The sequence below is a fragment of the Marinobacter suaedae genome (assembly GCF_030519635.1).
Lineage (GTDB): Bacteria > Pseudomonadota > Gammaproteobacteria > Pseudomonadales > Oleiphilaceae > Marinobacter > Marinobacter suaedae.
Map to the genome: position 1 here is coordinate 1715383 of NZ_JAUMIS010000001.1, position 14823 is coordinate 1730205.

Annotated in this window: 16 protein-coding genes; 4 read left to right on the top strand and 12 right to left on the bottom strand. The window is 59.1% G+C overall.

The features are described 5' to 3' along the window. Nucleotides 1-9: 9 nt before the first annotated feature. From QVZ43_RS07815 to QVZ43_RS07835, 5 genes are all read right to left on the bottom strand, one after another. Nucleotides 10-2895 (bottom strand): formate dehydrogenase subunit alpha, encoded by a 2886-nt coding sequence (locus QVZ43_RS07815; protein ID WP_223795323.1) that lies wholly within the window; start codon nt 2893-2895, stop codon nt 10-12. 85 nt (nt 2896-2980) lie between these two features. Then, on the bottom strand, nt 2981-3169 hold the full coding sequence (locus QVZ43_RS07820; RefSeq protein WP_302909478.1) for a hypothetical protein: 189 nt from the start codon (nt 3167-3169) through the stop codon (nt 2981-2983). A gap of 42 nt (nt 3170-3211) precedes the next feature. Continuing rightward, on the bottom strand, nt 3212-3823 hold the full coding sequence (locus tag QVZ43_RS07825; RefSeq protein WP_302909479.1) for a TorD/DmsD family molecular chaperone: 612 nt from the start codon (nt 3821-3823) through the stop codon (nt 3212-3214). Between the two features lie 96 nt (nt 3824-3919). Further along, entirely contained in the window at nt 3920-4567 is a 648-nt protein-coding gene (locus QVZ43_RS07830) for a DUF3306 domain-containing protein (RefSeq protein ID WP_302909480.1), read from the bottom strand. After that, nucleotides 4567-5145, bottom strand: coding sequence for a DUF3305 domain-containing protein (locus QVZ43_RS07835; protein ID WP_302909481.1), 579 nt, complete (start codon nt 5143-5145; stop codon nt 4567-4569). The genes QVZ43_RS07830 and QVZ43_RS07835 overlap by 1 nt, the downstream gene beginning before the upstream one ends. Nucleotides 5146-5289: 144 nt before the next feature. On the opposite strand from QVZ43_RS07835, the gene QVZ43_RS07840 reads away from it, so the two are divergent. From QVZ43_RS07840 to QVZ43_RS07855, 4 genes are read left to right on the top strand one after another with little or no spacing between them, the layout of a single operon-like run. After that, nucleotides 5290-7269 carry a 4Fe-4S binding protein gene (locus QVZ43_RS07840; protein ID WP_302909482.1) on the top strand — a complete coding sequence of 660 codons (1980 nt, stop codon included), beginning with the start codon at nt 5290-5292 and terminating at the stop codon, nt 7267-7269. Between the two features lie 18 nt (nt 7270-7287). Further along, the gene (locus QVZ43_RS07845; protein WP_263283140.1) at nt 7288-8133 is read left to right on the top strand and encodes an Mrp/NBP35 family ATP-binding protein; all 846 of its coding nucleotides are present in this window, start codon (nt 7288-7290) and stop codon (nt 8131-8133) included. After that, nucleotides 8130-8834, top strand: a complete 705-nt coding sequence (locus QVZ43_RS07850; protein WP_223795329.1) for a biotin/lipoate--protein ligase family protein — start codon at nt 8130-8132, stop codon at nt 8832-8834. The genes QVZ43_RS07845 and QVZ43_RS07850 overlap by 4 nt, the downstream gene beginning before the upstream one ends. Beyond that, complete coding sequence (locus tag QVZ43_RS07855; RefSeq protein WP_302909483.1) at nt 8831-9307, top strand: DUF6505 family protein; 477 nt, start codon at nt 8831-8833, stop codon at nt 9305-9307. The genes QVZ43_RS07850 and QVZ43_RS07855 overlap by 4 nt, the downstream gene beginning before the upstream one ends. Here QVZ43_RS07855 and QVZ43_RS07860 read toward each other — a convergent pair whose 3' ends face one another. The 7 genes from QVZ43_RS07860 to QVZ43_RS07890 all read right to left on the bottom strand — a co-directional run bounded on the left by QVZ43_RS07860 (nt 9308) and on the right by QVZ43_RS07890 (nt 14818). Beyond that, nucleotides 9308-10555 carry a molybdopterin-binding protein gene (locus tag QVZ43_RS07860; RefSeq protein WP_302909484.1) on the bottom strand — a complete coding sequence of 416 codons (1248 nt, stop codon included), beginning with the start codon at nt 10553-10555 and terminating at the stop codon, nt 9308-9310. A gap of 1 nt (nt 10556) precedes the next feature. Next, nucleotides 10557-11057: a molybdopterin-guanine dinucleotide biosynthesis protein B gene (gene mobB / locus QVZ43_RS07865; protein WP_223795332.1), complete on the bottom strand. Its 501-nt coding sequence runs from the start codon at nt 11055-11057 to the stop codon at nt 10557-10559. Then, nucleotides 11054-11641 (bottom strand): molybdenum cofactor guanylyltransferase MobA, encoded by a 588-nt coding sequence (gene mobA / locus QVZ43_RS07870; RefSeq protein ID WP_302909485.1) that lies wholly within the window; start codon nt 11639-11641, stop codon nt 11054-11056. The genes mobB and mobA overlap by 4 nt, the downstream gene beginning before the upstream one ends. Before the next feature lie 9 nt (nt 11642-11650). After that, nucleotides 11651-12523 carry a formate dehydrogenase accessory sulfurtransferase FdhD gene (locus tag QVZ43_RS07875; protein WP_223795334.1) on the bottom strand — a complete coding sequence of 291 codons (873 nt, stop codon included), beginning with the start codon at nt 12521-12523 and terminating at the stop codon, nt 11651-11653. Nucleotides 12524-12591: 68 nt separating this feature from the next. Beyond that, nucleotides 12592-13389: an ABC transporter substrate-binding protein gene (locus QVZ43_RS07880; protein WP_302909486.1), complete on the bottom strand. Its 798-nt coding sequence runs from the start codon at nt 13387-13389 to the stop codon at nt 12592-12594. A gap of 30 nt (nt 13390-13419) precedes the next feature. Continuing rightward, on the bottom strand, nt 13420-14130 hold the full coding sequence (locus tag QVZ43_RS07885; protein ID WP_302909487.1) for an ATP-binding cassette domain-containing protein: 711 nt from the start codon (nt 14128-14130) through the stop codon (nt 13420-13422). Continuing rightward, complete coding sequence (locus QVZ43_RS07890; protein WP_302909488.1) at nt 14123-14818, bottom strand: ABC transporter permease; 696 nt, start codon at nt 14816-14818, stop codon at nt 14123-14125. The genes QVZ43_RS07885 and QVZ43_RS07890 overlap by 8 nt, the downstream gene beginning before the upstream one ends. Nucleotides 14819-14823: the final 5 nt, after the last annotated feature.

The window sequence follows — 14823 nt, forward strand, 5'->3', positions numbered from 1 at the left end:
ACCCCTCCATTATGCCGGCGCGATCGAACACAGGGTGGCCTTGGTCTCTTGCATCTGCGTGACCGAGTCATACCCGTATGTTTGAACGGTGTTAGTGGATTCACCCAGAACAATGGGATCAGCGCCCTCGGGATATTTCTCCCTCAGGTCCTTGCCTTCCAGGTGCCCGCCGAAGTGGAATGGCATGAAGGCAACGCCTTCGCCAACCCGCTCGGTCACCATGGCCTTGACCTTGATGCGCGCGCCCTCAGGGCCGGACACCCAGACGTCGTTGCCGTCCCGAATGTTCAGGTTGTTCGCATCCCGCGGGTTCACCTCGATGAACATCTCCTGCTGCAACTCGGCCAGCCACGGGTTTGAACGGGTCTCATCACCACCACCTTCGTACTCAACCAGACGGCCGGACGTCAGAATGATGGGGTATTCCTTGCTGAAGTCCTTCTTCTGAATGGACTCGTACATGGTCGGTACGCGCCAGAAGGTCTTGTCCTCGTAGGTCGGGTAATCCTCAACCAGATCCCGGCGCGAGGTGTACAGGGGTTCACGGTGAATGGGGACCGGATCCGGGAAGTTCCAGACCACGGCGCGCGCCTTGGCGTTACCGAAGGGCGCACATTCGTGCTTGATGGCCACCCGCTGGATACCGCCCGAAAGATCGGTCTTCCAGTTGGTTTCCGGCCCAGCCACCGCTTCAATGGCTGAGCGCTCCTCGTCCGTCAGGTCGCCATCCCAGCCCAGATCCATCAGCATCTGCATGGTAAATTCCGGGTAGCCGTCCTTGATCTCGGAATTCTTCGAGTAAACACCTTCGGCCAGCAGGTTCTCGCCGTCACGCTCGACACCAAACCGGGCCCGGAAGGTGAGACCACCCTCGGATACCGGCATCGACATATCGTAGAGATTCGGCGTACCCGGGTGATTCATTTCCGGAGTGCCCCAGCAAGGCCATGGCATACCATAGACATCACCATCGCAGGGACCGCCAGCGGCTCGCAGGGTGGTCTTGTCGAAGTGATGCTGGTACTTCATGTGCTTCTGCAGGCGCTCGGGCGACTGACCGGTGTAGCCGATGGTCCACATGCCCCGGTTGAATTCCCGGGTGATGTCCTCAATCGACGGTTCGTCACCCTCAATGGCAATGTTCCGGAACATGCGATCGGTGAAGCCGAACTTGTCCGCGAACAGCTTCATGATCTCGTGGTCAACCTTCGAGTCGAACAGCGGATCAATCACCTTCTCACGCCACTGCAGCGAGCGGTTGGAGGCAGTGACCGAACCGTAGGTCTCGAACTGGGTGGTTGTTGGCAGCAGGTAGGCGCCGTCTTTGCGGTCATGCAACACCGCGGATACGGTCGGGAAGGGGTCCACAACGACCAGCAGGTCGAGTTTTTCCATGGCCTCCTTCATTTCCAGCATCCGTGTCTGGGAGTTGGGCGCATGGCCCCACAGCACCATGGCCCGGGTGTTATCGGGCTGCTCCAGGTTTTCCTTGGCTTCCAGAACCCCATCGATCCAGCGGGAAACCGGAATGCCTTTTTCGTTCATCATGGGTTTGGACTTGCCGCCCCGGTCGAGTGTGGCGAAGCGACCTTTCAGCCAATCCAGGTCTTCTTCCCAGACCCGTGCCCAGTGCGCCCAGGAACCGGCGGCCAGACCGTAGTAGCCGGGCAGGGTATCGGCCAGAACGCCAAGGTCGGTTGCGCCCTGCACGTTGTCGTGGCCACGGAAGATGTTGGTGCCTCCGCCGGTAACGCCCATGTTACCCAGTGCCAACTGCAGGATGCAGTAGGCCCGGGTGTTGTTGTTGCCGTTGGTGTGCTGGGTACCCCCCATGCACCAGATGACCGTGCCCGGGCGGTTGTTGGCCAGGGTGCGGGCAACACGCTCAAGCTGCGCTCCCGGGGCTCCGGTAACCCGCTCTACTTCTTCAGGATTCCAGCGCTTCACTTCTTCCCGGATGTCGTCCATGCCCCACACACGGGTGCGGATGAACTCTTTGTCTTCCCATCCGTTCTCGAAGATGTGCCAGAGAATGCCCCAGACCAGCGCGACGTCACTGCCCGGCCGGAAACGCACAAACTCATCCGCATGGGCGGCGGTGCGCGTAAAGCGCGGATCGCAGACGATCAGCGGCGCATTGTTTTCTTCCTTGGCTTTCAGGATATGCAGCAACGACACCGGGTGTGCTTCCGCAGGGTTACCCCCGATCAGGAAGATTGCCTTCGACTTGTGGATATCGTTGTAGGAGTTGGTCATGGCCCCGTAGCCCCAGGTGTTGGCTACGCCGGCGACCGTGGTTGAGTGACAGATGCGGGCCTGGTGATCTACGTTGTTGGTGCCCCAGTAGGCGGCGAACTTGCGGTAGAGGTAGGCTTGTTCGTTGTTGAACTTGGCGCTGCCCAGCCAGTAGACCGAATCAGGGCCGCTCTCCTCGCGGATTTGCAGCATCTTGTCGCCGATCTCGTTGATCGCCTCGTCCCAGGAAATCTTCTGCCATTCCCCGTTGACCATTTTCATCGGGCTCTTCAGGCGACGATCCCCATGGGCGTGCTCCCGTACCGAAGCACCTTTTGCGCAATGGGCCCCCAGATTGAACGGGCTGTCCCAGCCGGGCTCCTGTCCGGTCCAGACGCCATTTTGAACCTCGGCTTCGACCGTGCAGCCAACCGAACAGTGAGTACATACCGATTTCCTGACTTCGGTTTTGCCTCCGGAATCCGATGGCGTAGCAGCCTCAACGCGTTTGCTCGTCAATGACAAAGCGGCCAAACCACCCACGGTGACGCCTGAGGCCGCCAGAAATCCTCGACGGTCCATCGTCTTTGCCGCGAGGGATGAAAGTAAAGATCCTGCACGGGGGCCTTTCGCTACCCCGTTGGTCTTCTTCCGTAACATGTCTCATTCCTCTCTCGTTATTCTCGTTTTTCTGGAGGTGTGACCATTCAAGGGCCTTTCGCAACCTTGAATGATTCACGCTTCCTTAAAAGCGAGCCGATTCGAAATATTTACGTGTGTGTTCAGTGTCACGTAAGCCACGGCTTTTCTGGGCGTCGTTGACGACCTGGGCGGCTGCGTTTGGTGCGACGGCCATGGCAACGGCAGCCGGAGCTGCGGATGCGGCCATTAGCAAGAAACGGCGACGACTGTTCTCACCTTGTTGTTTGTCCATCGGTTACCTCCACCTGGTTTTAAGGGATTGGTTCGCTCCCGGTCATTGCATTGCAAAGGCGCCAGCCTCCACTTCCATGAACGCCTTCCCCAGCGAACCGACCGGGGCATAGAAGACGGAAGCCTTGGCGTTCTCTAAATCGGTAAAAAACAACACTGCCCACTTGGCCAGGTGGGCGTCAAAAAAGGCTTTCTGTGAGGGTAAGTCACTGTCGCACAGGTACTCACCGGTAATGATGCCCGCCATGATTTCGCACAGCGTGCTGATATGGTCTTCAGGTTCTTTGACTCCGCTGCTTGATTTGATGCCCCGGGTCATCAGATCGCTCCGCAAATTTGCCAGGGGTTTTTCGTTCAAAAAGCCGGTCAGGTAGTAGCTGGCGTAGGGCAGAAGTTCGCCACGACCGACTCCGACAAACAGGCTGTTGTATTCCCGTTCGACATCACCGGGTTCGGTGCGTTCCGCAAGCACTGCCAGATTTTTGAGAGCAGATCCCAAAGGCGTGTCATCACCACGCAGGGAGGCCAACCCTTGCAGCAGGTCAGCCGACGGTGGGCCATCGAGCAGGGAACTGAGTAACTGGTACATCTGGGCACGTGCGCGATCTTCCTCACTGATCGAGCGAGGGCACTGAGCTTCAGCCGTGTTGGTCAAAGTTACATCCTTTGAAATCGTGTTCATGTTTTAAGCATTGGTGATACTTTATATAGACCGGACCTGGGTTTGGCGCAAATATGTCGGCAAATGCGACTAATCGAAACGCATCCTCGGACGGTAGCGCAGGGTAGACTGCGCCTCGTTTTCAGATGCATCCTCTGAGTCGTAGGGCTGCGGATCGATCAGCTGCACCATCGCCGGTTCAGGCTCTGACTTTGGTTCCGGTTTTTTAGGGAGAGGTTCAGTGGGGCCTAACCGCGAAACCTGATCGGCCGACTCGGAGACGTCACTCGGTTGATCATGTAGGACGCTGGCCGGCTCATCGGCGGGTTTGTCTCTCCTTGCGGATTTATCGAAGTAACCCTGGCCCACCTTGTAGAGGGTTTTAAATCCGCTGGTTACCGCAGCGGCGTTGGTGTAGTCCTCATCGTAGTCATTCAGTCCGTCCAGAACCGCCAGTACCGGATTGGAGCGCCAGAGCGAGCGAAGCGCCCTGCGGCGGAGGAATTCCGGAATTTCCTTGCGCATGAAACCGGTAATGTCGGTACCCAGTTCAATGGCATCCGGGTCCGGCAGGTCGTACTTGGCCAACAACTCACGCTCGGACAGTGATTCATTAACAGCGAGCTCTTGTTCTTCGTGGGAGGGTTGGGATTCATCGGCTGCAGCGGGAGGAAGTTCCGCATCCTGACGAGCTTCGGTTTTCTTCCGCGACCAGCGCTCAAAACGTGACTCGGTCATCAGTGAACCCTCGGCTTCTTGATGTTGGAGGGCGCTCGGTAAACATCGCTTTCCTGCCGGATACGGGCATCACCCTTGCCATCCTCGATACCATCAATTCGCTGCTTGTCACGACGGCGCTTCTTGAACGGCTCTTCGACATAGTGCATGTCGATGAATTCCTTAATCCAGGCCGCCATGGACTCGGGGATGGGAACCGCCTCCACGATGCTTTCGCCGCTATCGAGAGCATCCTGTGCCTCATAGGCGCTGGCGGTAATGGTGCTGACAAACCAGCCGGATGGGGATTGGCGGCTCTCGTCGCGATCCATGATCACCCACACTGAAGGCACTTTCATGTTCAGGGAAATCAGGTAGGCCTCGACATCCGCACGGAACAGTTCCATGTCCACCGTGCCCGCGTGGTAATCAACCGTATCGCCGTCCCGAATCATCTCTTTCCAGAAAGCATCCGGCGCGCCGGGAATAACCGCTACCGGCTTCCAGATTTCTCGCGCCCACTGGGTTACCCCCGGCGAGCGTCGAACGACGGCTCCGACTTTCAGTTCGCGTTTCCAGTTTTCGATACGACGGCTCATGGCAACTCTCTTTTCTTTTAGAAGCTAGCAGAGCTGAAAGAAATATCCAGAGGATCTCTTACAAACCACGGCTGATTACTCGACAGGCGTAAAAAGGTATTCTTAACTACTCTTATAAAAATAATGACGCGAGTAAGAATTCCGATGCCGGCATCTAAAACCCTACTGTTATGTTCCTGTGACAAAACCCAGTCTTTTGACCCCGAGGCTTTGCAACTGGCTGCGGACGCGGAGCACGTTGTAGTCGTCGATCAGTTGTGCGGTGGCGATATGCAAATCGCTGCCGAGCATCTGGGCGGAATGAATGAAGTTCTCATCGCCTGTGGCCAGCAGGCGCCTCTGTTCGAGCGTTTGAGCGAAGAGATTGAAGCGGAGTTTCAGCAGGTCGCTCCTTTAAGCACCATCGATATTCGGGATCGTGCGGGCTGGAGTTCAGCGGATGCCAATCCCAGGTGCCTGCACGCCAAGCAGGCTGCTCTTGTGGCTGCGGCTCAATTACCGTCGCCGATGGTGCCGGTGAAGAACATCGAGTCCAACGGGATATGCTGCATCGTCGGTCCCACCGAACAGGCCGTGAGAATGGCCGAGCTGGTACAGGACGAACTGGGCGTTACCTGTGTGGTGAATGATGCCGGGCCTATCCAGTTGCCCTCTGCCGGTTACGATGTGGCCAGGGGGCAGTTGACGTCGGCCTATGGCGCGCTGGGGAATTTCAAACTGGAGTTTGCCCGGCTGCAAACCCTGAATCCGGCTGGTCGGGGCGCCCCCGGATTTGGCGAGATGAAAGCCACCGCCCGCAGTGAGTGCGATGTGTTTATCGACCTGCGTGGAGGAGAGCCGGCGTTTCCAAGTCATCAGAAACGCAATGGTTACTTCTGGGCCGATCCGGCCAAATCGGGAGAACTTGAACGTATCGCGGTGACGGCCCGGGAGCGGGTCGGTGAGTTTGAGAAGACCGTGTTCTTCAAGCTGGAAACCTCATTGTGTGCCCACTCCCGGGCGAGTAAGCCTGGCTGTACCCGGTGCCTGGACGTGTGCCCGACCGAAGCCATCTTCTCTGCCGGCGACCACATCCAGATCGACTCCGATATCTGCGCTGGCTGCGGATCCTGTGCAGCGGTGTGTCCCACCTCGGCCGTGACCATGAACGAAACGCCGTTCGAAGCTCTGGTGCAGGCCATGGATGTCATGGCGCGGGTTTATCGCGAGCACGCCAGTGAATCCCCCCGGCTGGTATTCCATACCCTGAACGAGGGCGCGGAAGCCATTGCCCGCCTCGCACGCTACGGCAATGGGCTGGCGGACGACCTGATCCCTCTGGCGCTTGAGCATGTCGATCGGGTAGGCCATGCCGAGATTATGGCAGCATTGGGCGCCGGCTATGCCGAAGTCCTGATCCTGCCCGACAACGACACGGACCGTGAGGCGGTGGCATCTGAAGTTACCCTGGCCCAGGCGATGCTCAGCGGAGCCCACCACGCCCCGGGTCGGGTCCGGGTGGTGACTGTCGATGAACTCAGCAATCCCGGCGACAACGCCGGGCGGGTGAGCGACCCGGTTCTGCTGGTAGGTGGTCGCAGGGACATTACCCGGGTCACCGTCAGCGCTATGGTGGAGGAAATCGAAGCGCCGATTCCGCTGCCCACCGGTGCCCCCTACGGCGCCATCGAAATTGATTCCGACAAGTGTACTTTGTGCCTGGCCTGCGTATCCCTGTGCCCTACCGGTGCCCTTGGTGACCATCCGGACCGGCCGGAGGTTCAGTTCACCGAAAACGCCTGTGTTCAGTGCGGCATCTGCGAAAGTACCTGTCCGGAAACGGCCATCACCCTCAAGCCCCAGCTGGACTTGTCGAAGGACGCGCTGAGTGCCCGGCCACTGCATGGCGAAGACCCGTTTGAATGCGTTCGGTGTGGTACACCGTTTGGCGTTGCCAGCACCATAAACCGTATTGTTGAAAAATTGGAAAATCAGCACTGGATGTACGACAACTCGGATAAGGTTGAGCTCATCAAGATGTGCGACGACTGTCGGGTCAAGGCCCAGTTTCATGGGGACAGTGCACCTATGGCCGGGCGCGAACGCCCGCGGGTGCGCACCAGCGACGACTATCTGGACAACTAACTCTTATCAGGACATACCATGGTTCAATACACCGAGGTTGGTAAAGACAACCTGATCGGTACCGACGCCCCACGGCCACAGGATAAAAATCCCCAGGGGATCGACCGCATTATTGCCATTGCCTCCGGCAAGGGTGGCGTTGGCAAATCCACCGTATCGTCTAATCTGGCGGTGGCACTGGCTTCCAAGGGGCTGAAGGTTGGCCTGCTGGATGCCGACGTTTACGGGCCGAGCCAGCCGCGGATGCTCGGAGTGTCCGGCCGCCCGTCCAGCCCGGATGGCCATACCATCCTGCCCCTGCGGAATCATGGCGTTACCCTGATGTCCCTTGGCCTGATGGCTCCGGATGATGAAGCCATTGTCTGGCGCGGTCCGATGCTGATGGGGGCGTTGCAGCAGATGATGAACCAGGTGGATTGGGGCCGGTTGGATGTGTTGCTGGTGGATCTCCCCCCGGGTACCGGGGATGTGCAGATGACCCTGAGCCAGAAGTTTCATGTGGCGGGCGCGGTGGTGGTATCAACGCCCCAGGACATCGCCCTGATGGACGCCCGCAAGGGCATTGATATGTTCAAACGGATGGAAGTACCGCTGTTTGGCCTGATCGAGAATATGGCTTCGTTCGTCTGCGACGGTTGCGGCAAACAGCACTATCCCTTTGGCTCCGGCGGCGCCCGGGCCGAGGCGGAAAAGCTGGGCGCGCCGTTTCTCGGGGACATCCCGCTTGATCTGGATATCCGCATTGGCTCCGACGGGGGCGTTCCCATCGTAGTGTCCAAACCGGAAAGCCCGCAGGCCCAGGCCTTTCAGCGCATCGCCGACGAAATCATCCATTCCGATACCTACGCCCGGGCCATCCTATGATCGAATCGCCCCAGTTTCCGCCGCTGTTCTCGGGTGAAGCGGTTACCAGACACACAGACCCTTTTGACAAGGCTGTGAGCCGGGCCATTGCCGGCGTGGATTCAGGCACAATTTTCTACTCTGAATCCAGTGACACTCTGCGGGCAGCACTGGTGTTGGCACCGGAAACGCCCCTGGAAGAGGCCATTCAGGCCGTCTATGTGGCCCAGATCGGGCTGGCCGAGAGTCTGGGGGCTCTGGCGCCGCCCGAGGTGCCTGTGTATTTTCAGTGGCCCGATCGTATCAAGGTCAACGGAGCCGTGTGCGGTGGCGTTCGATTTGCCACGGATGTGTCAGATCCCCAGGCCCACCCAAACTGGCTGGTGATTGGCATTGAGGTGCCGTTTTTGCCTTCGGGTGATGAGCCGGGAGAAAACCCGAACCAAACCTGTCTGTACTTCGAGGGTTGTGGGGAAATCACTCCCATGGCGTTGCTGGAAAGCTGGTCCAAGCACACGTTATTGTGGCTGACCTATTACATGGACAGCGGTTTCCAGCGGGTCCATGACGAGTGGCGGCCAAGATGTGACACCCTGGGTAAAATGATTGAGCAGCCACGGCCCGGTGTCTTTGTTGGTCTGGACGAAAAAGGCCGGATGCTTTTGCGTGAGGGTGTTATGACCGAAACCGTTAGCCTGATTGAATTCGCGGAGCGTGCATGAAACTGGCCCGAACCCTGAGACTCGATATATCCGATGAGAACGTTTTTGAATTGCCTGCGGCGAGCGGTGAGTGGGCGATTTCCGGTGGGTTCGAGTTCTCCAACTGGACCGAAGCGGACCTGATGGGCAAGGCCCGTCAGGCGTTCAGCAACGGTTGGTACAGCATCGAATCAGGCGGGCGCGCCAGTTTTGTTGGCGTCTGCCACATCACCGAAGCAGAACTGGAGCAGTTGCGTCAGACCCTGGCGAAGACCTTTGTCGAGATCTATGGCGCGCCGGACATCGATACGGCCTACCCCGTTGCCTGCGAAGAAATCGACCAGATGCGCAGCATGTGTGAAGACTTTGAAGACAACACCCTGCTTATGGTGAGCCGCGAGCTGACCGAACTGGGTGTGGAAGAGACCTACCGCTCCCGGGCGCCGCAGGATGCCTCGCTGGAAGCCTTCGCGGTGCATGGCAGTGTCGAGTGACTAGAGGCCGAAACTGCCGTAGGGAATAAACCGAACCGGAGTGCCTGGCTCAATCTGCTGGGCGCTTCCGTCGAGTTCCACCAACCCCTCGGACCACGCCAGACCGGTGACCCGGCCGGAACCTTCTGAACCAAAAACTTCCACCTGACCATCGCGAACCCGGGCGCGCAACATCTCGCTGCGCCCGGGCTTCTTGTTCTTGGAAAAGTTAGCAGGCAGGACATAACCCTGGGGTTCGAACCACTCGCCCCCGGCCAGCAATGCCATCGCGGGCGCGCCAAAGCGCAGCGCACACACCCAGGCGGCCACCGGGTTTCCGGGCAGACCCACCACAGGCGTGCCCTGGAACATGGCCAGTGCCAGAGGGCGGCCGGGTTTGATCGCAATACGCCAGTTGCTGATCTCGCCATGGGCTTTCAGAGTTTTCGAAACGTGGTCTTCATCGCCAGCCGAAATCCCGCCGCTGGTCAGGATCAGGTCACACTGATTGGCCCCTCGCTCGAGCGCGGCTTTGACCTCGTCGGCCCGGTCCGGCACATGTCCCAGGTCCACCACCTGATAGCCAAGCTGTGCCACCAGTGCGCTGAGCATCGGGTGATTGGCGTCGTAGATCTGCCAGTCCGAGACCGCCGAGCCCACCGGCTTTACCTCGTCCCCGGTGGACAGAATGCCCACGCGCAACGGCTGGTAGACGTCGACCGACTCAATACCCACGCTGGCAAGCACTGAAATCCCGGTTGGCGTGATGCGCGTCCCCGAGGTGAGAATCCGGTCCTGTGCCTGAATGTCTTCTCCGGCCTGGCGACGGTTGGCACCGGCTTTGAGGGTGCCTGTCAGATGAAGCTGCCCGTCGATCACGTCGCAGTCTTCGTCCAGCACCACTGTGTCGGTGCCGTCCGGAATCACCGCGCCGGTCAGGATCCGGATGGCGTGGCCTGCGGGTACCCGGCCGGTATACGGCGCGCCGGCGGCACTGCGGCCATCAACCAGGGGCAGCGTGCAGGGTGCCTCGGTAATCGGGCCGGCAAACGCATAGCCATCGACGGCGGAATTGCTGCTGGGAGGATGAGCGCGGGGGGCAATCACATCGCTGGCCAGTATCCGGCCATTGGCCCGGGACAGCGGAACGGCATGCTCCACACCCACCACCGGATGGAGCCGGGAACGCAACCGCTCGAGCGCCTCCTCGACAGGCGTCCAGTTAACGCCGGGGGGCAGGGCAAAGCAGTCGTTGCGCAGTGGCTTCATGTTATTTCCGTTCATGGGTATCAAGGCCCAGAATAAAGTCGGCTATTCCGGGCACATCGTTCAGGTCAAAAGCGGGCCCTGCGAAGTCGGACGGGTAGTCCGTCGCCACCGCAATAATACTCGGGTCGGTCTGGTGCAGTGGGCCACGGGCACAGTCTTGGCGGTGGACTTCAATCTTGGGGTGCGCGTGGGCTTTAAACCCTTCTATCACAACCCAGTCGCAAGGGCCGAGCCGGGCCAGCAGTTCTTCCGGTGTTGGCTCTTCGGTATCACGCAGCTCATGCATGATGGCGAAGCGTTGACCTCCCACCAGAATGACCTCGCGGGCGCCCGCCTCACGGTGCCGGTAGCTGTCGGTGCCGGGCTGGTCCACATCCACTGAATGGTGCGCGTGCTTGATCGAGTTGACCGTTAAACCCCGGTCAGACATCTCCCGGATCAGTGCGGTGGCCAGCGTCGTCTTACCGCAGTTTTTCCAGCCTACAATGCCTATCACCTTCACGTCAGGTTCTGCTCCGCCCAGGCCAGGTCTTCCGGTGTGTTGATATTGAAAAAGTCGTCTTCGCCGAACACCACCAGCGATTCGCCCTGGGCCTGGGTCCATTGCCGGATTTTACGAACGCCATCGTTCAGGGCCGCACGCAAATCGTCCCGCAGAGCCACCTGCCAGCGGCCGAAGGTGGGTTGGGGCAGGCGGCCCCGTTCCGGGTCCGGCGTTGCTGCCAGCACCACAGGGGTGTCTTTTCCGGCCAGACGTTGCGCCAGGTCCAGGGGAAACGACGGAGTATCTGCGGCCACACTGATCAGCCACTCATGCCCCTGCTCGGCCGCCCAGTCCATGCCGGCCAGGACGCCCGCCAGAGGGCCGGCGTAGCCGGTTACGGAGTCCGCGACAACGGGCAAGCCAAGATCCTCGAAGCGGCTCAGGTCACCATTGGCGTTCAGTACAACGGCATCGACCTGCGGCGTGATTCGATCTATGACACGCTGGATCAGGGTCTGGTCACCCAGCATCAATCGTCCTTTATCACCCCCGCCCATCCTGCGTGCCTGGCCACCGGCCAGGATAACTGCGCAATCCGTCATGTTCGGTCCCTATCCATCGTCCCGTGCGCCCTTGCGACGCATCTTTTTGTCGTCATCCGGTACCTGCGACAGGTCCTGATCAAACACCAGGCGGTGCTGGCCGCTGAGGCAGGTGAATTTCTTGCCACGCATCCGGCCGATCAGGGTCAGGCCAACCTGTTGGGCGATATCCACACCCCAGGCGGTAAAGCCGGACCGGCTGATGAGTGTGGGAATCCCCATCAGGGCGGTCTTGATCACCATCTCGGAGGTTAGCCTGCCAGTGGTGTAAAGCACCTTATCCGCCGCCGGGATGTCGTTCAAATGCATCCAGCCGGCAATCTTATCGACCGCGTTGTGGCGCCCGACGTCTTCCATATACGCCAGAACCTGCTGTCCGTGGCACAGGGCAGTGCCATGAATGGCACCGGTTTCCATATACAGGCTGGGGGTATGGTTAATCTTGAAGGAGAGGTCGTAGAAGGTGCTGGTGTGCACCGGTGTATCTGGCAGGGACAGCCCGTCTAGCCCGGCCATCATATCGCCAAATACTGTACCGACGGCGCAGCCCGAGGTTCGGGTTTTTTTCTGCAGTTTGTCCTCGACGTCTGTAGTTCCGGCGGTGCGTACCACCGCGACTTCCAGCTCTTCGTCGAAATCGATTCTGGTGACCTGATCGGTGTCTTTCAGCATGCCCTGGTTCAGCAGAAATCCGAGGGCCAGGTATTCGGGGTAATCGCCAATGGTCATGGCTGTCACGATTTCCTGGCTGTTCAGGTAGATGGTCAGGGGGCGTTCTTCGATCACGCTGATGGACTTGGCCTGGCCGGTTTCATCAATCCCGGTAACCTGGCGGGACAGCCGGGGATCGGAGGGATTGGGGAGCAGGGATGAAATCGTCATTATTGTTGTAATCCTTTCAGGAACATCACTTCTTTAAGTCTAGATGACCGGTGCCAGCGGCCAATACCTCAGTTGGCATTCGGGAAAAATAACTGTTTGCCATCAACTTCATAGGCGGCAATGGCAGCTTGTCCGGTTGCGGACAACAACCACTCGGTAAAGACCCTGGCGGCATCCTGTTTCACTTTCGGACACTTGTCCGCGCTTACCGGGATGATGCCGTATTGGTTGAACAGGGCGGGGTCTCCTTCAAACAGAATGACCGCATCCTGCTTGTTGGCGAACGTGATCCAGGTGGCCCTGTCGGTCAGTACGTAGGCTGTCAGGCCCACACCGGTATTCAGGGTGGCACCCATGCCGCTGCCCGTTTCCAGATACCACTGGCCGGACCCGGCATCCGGGTCGATACCGGCTTTCTCCCACAATGCGCGTTCTTTCTTGTGGGTGCCAGAATCATCGCCGCGAGAGGCAAACTTGGCGCCGGCCGCTTTGATTCGGCCAAGGGCCTCAACCGCATTGCTGGCGCTGGCTATACCGGCAGGGTCGGACCCCGGGCCGACGATGACAAAGTCGTTGTACATCAGGTCCCGGCGATATTCCCCGTAGCCTTGTGCGACGAACTCCTCCTCGGCGGACTTGGCGTGCACCAACAGTACGTCACCATCACAGCGCATGGCGTTCTTGATCGCCTGGCCTGTACCTACTGCAACCACATTTGCCTGAATACCGGTATCTTTTTTCAGCAATGGCAGCAGATAGTCATACAGGCCGCTGTTTTTGGTAGATGTGGTGGACTGGACGATGAGGGTGTCTGCCACTGTGTACGTGCTGAATATCAATGTAAGGCAGGCGAGCATCTGTTTCATGGTGGTGCTCCTTATAGTTATTGTTTATCCCTAACATGGAATTTCACCGGCCAGGTACGCTTTGGCCACCGGGGTTCTGGGCGCGGCAAAAAACGCATCCGCCGGGCTTTGCTCGGCGACCTGCCCATTCGATATAAACACGATTTCATCGGCCAGTCGGCGTGCCTGTCCCTGATCATGACTGACCAGAATGACCTTGGTTCCCCGGGCGATCTGGGTTTTGAGCAGGGATTCGATCAGCAGCACGGACGCGGGGTCCAGACTGGCGGTCGCTTCGTCGAGCAGCAGCAGGGCGGGCTTGCCCAGCAGCGCCCGCGCCAGTGAAAGCCGCTGCTGCTCACCACCGGACAGCATCCGGGCCGGTTGGTCGGCCAGGTGCGCCAGCAGGACCGATTCCAGTGCCTGCATCAGTCGTTTGGGTTCAGTCCTGGCCATCTCGGGTGCCGCAAAGGCCAGGTTTTGCAGCACGGTTCTGCGTAGCAGGACGGGTTGCTGAAAGACCATGGCCTGCTGGTTGCGGCTGTCTGTGACTTTAAGCTGGCCAAGGGTAATTTGCCCGTGGTCCGGTTGGATCAGCCCATGCAGGCAGCGCAGCAGCAGGCTCTTACCTGCACCGTTGGGCCCCATGATGACGGTGATGCCGGGTTCCTCGATTGTCAGGTCCACGCCATCCAGCACCGCTCTGTCTCGCTTGTTCAGGCGCAGGTCTGAGATGCGAATGGGTAACAACGAATCAGGCATACTGGCGCTTCTCCGCGTATTCACGAACACCGATCACCAAGGCATTAACCAGCAGTGACATGGTCAGCAGAACCGCACCCAGGGCCAGGGCCAGGGTTAGATTACCCTTTGAGGTTTCCAGGGCGATGGCGGTGGTCATCACACGGGTCAGGTGATCGATGTTTCCTCCAACGATAATGACCGCACCCACCTCGGCAATGGCCCGGCCGAAGCCGGCCAGAATGCAGGTGGTCAGCGCGTAACGGGCATCCACCAGGTAGGCAGCGACCGCACGGCGCCCGGTTACCCCCATTGAGTAGAAGGTGTCGTGGTATTCCTGATGAAGGCTTTCGATCACCTGATTCGACAGGGCCGCGATGATCGGTGTGATCAACACCACCTGCGCGATAATCATCGCCGTTGGTGTGTACAGCAGACCCATCCAGCCAAGGGGGCCGGAGCGTGACAGCAGCAGGTACACCATCAACCCCACCACAACCGGAGGCATGCCCATGAGGGCGTTGAGCAAAAGAATGCAGAGTTTGCGTCCCGGAAAGTCGGTGATCGCCAGGTAGGTTCCGAGTGGCAAGCCGATAACAGCTGCAATGGCCAGCGCGACCAGGCTGACCCGGATGGACAGCCAGAGAATCTCGTACAGATCCGCATCCAGCGTGATAATCAGTCGAAAGGCTTCAGCCAAAGCATCCATGTATA

Coding starts and splice junctions, on each gene's coding strand:
- QVZ43_RS07815 (WP_223795323.1), bottom strand. CDS start 2,895: ATGTTACGGAAGAAGACCAACGGGGTAGCGAAAGGCCCCCGTGCAGGA.
- QVZ43_RS07820 (WP_302909478.1), bottom strand. CDS start 3,169: ATGGACAAACAACAAGGTGAGAACAGTCGTCGCCGTTTCTTGCTAATG.
- QVZ43_RS07830 (WP_302909480.1), bottom strand. CDS start 4,567: ATGACCGAGTCACGTTTTGAGCGCTGGTCGCGGAAGAAAACCGAAGCT.
- QVZ43_RS07835 (WP_302909481.1), bottom strand. CDS start 5,145: ATGAGCCGTCGTATCGAAAACTGGAAACGCGAACTGAAAGTCGGAGCC.
- QVZ43_RS07840 (WP_302909482.1), top strand. CDS start 5,290: ATGCCGGCATCTAAAACCCTACTGTTATGTTCCTGTGACAAAACCCAG.
- QVZ43_RS07845 (WP_263283140.1), top strand. CDS start 7,288: ATGGTTCAATACACCGAGGTTGGTAAAGACAACCTGATCGGTACCGAC.
- QVZ43_RS07850 (WP_223795329.1), top strand. CDS start 8,130: ATGATCGAATCGCCCCAGTTTCCGCCGCTGTTCTCGGGTGAAGCGGTT.
- QVZ43_RS07855 (WP_302909483.1), top strand. CDS start 8,831: ATGAAACTGGCCCGAACCCTGAGACTCGATATATCCGATGAGAACGTT.
- QVZ43_RS07860 (WP_302909484.1), bottom strand. CDS start 10,555: ATGAAGCCACTGCGCAACGACTGCTTTGCCCTGCCCCCCGGCGTTAAC.
- mobA (WP_302909485.1), bottom strand. CDS start 11,641: ATGACGGATTGCGCAGTTATCCTGGCCGGTGGCCAGGCACGCAGGATG.
- QVZ43_RS07875 (WP_223795334.1), bottom strand. CDS start 12,523: ATGACGATTTCATCCCTGCTCCCCAATCCCTCCGATCCCCGGCTGTCC.
- QVZ43_RS07880 (WP_302909486.1), bottom strand. CDS start 13,389: ATGAAACAGATGCTCGCCTGCCTTACATTGATATTCAGCACGTACACA.
- QVZ43_RS07885 (WP_302909487.1), bottom strand. CDS start 14,130: ATGCCTGATTCGTTGTTACCCATTCGCATCTCAGACCTGCGCCTGAAC.
- QVZ43_RS07890 (WP_302909488.1), bottom strand. CDS start 14,818: ATGGATGCTTTGGCTGAAGCCTTTCGACTGATTATCACGCTGGATGCG.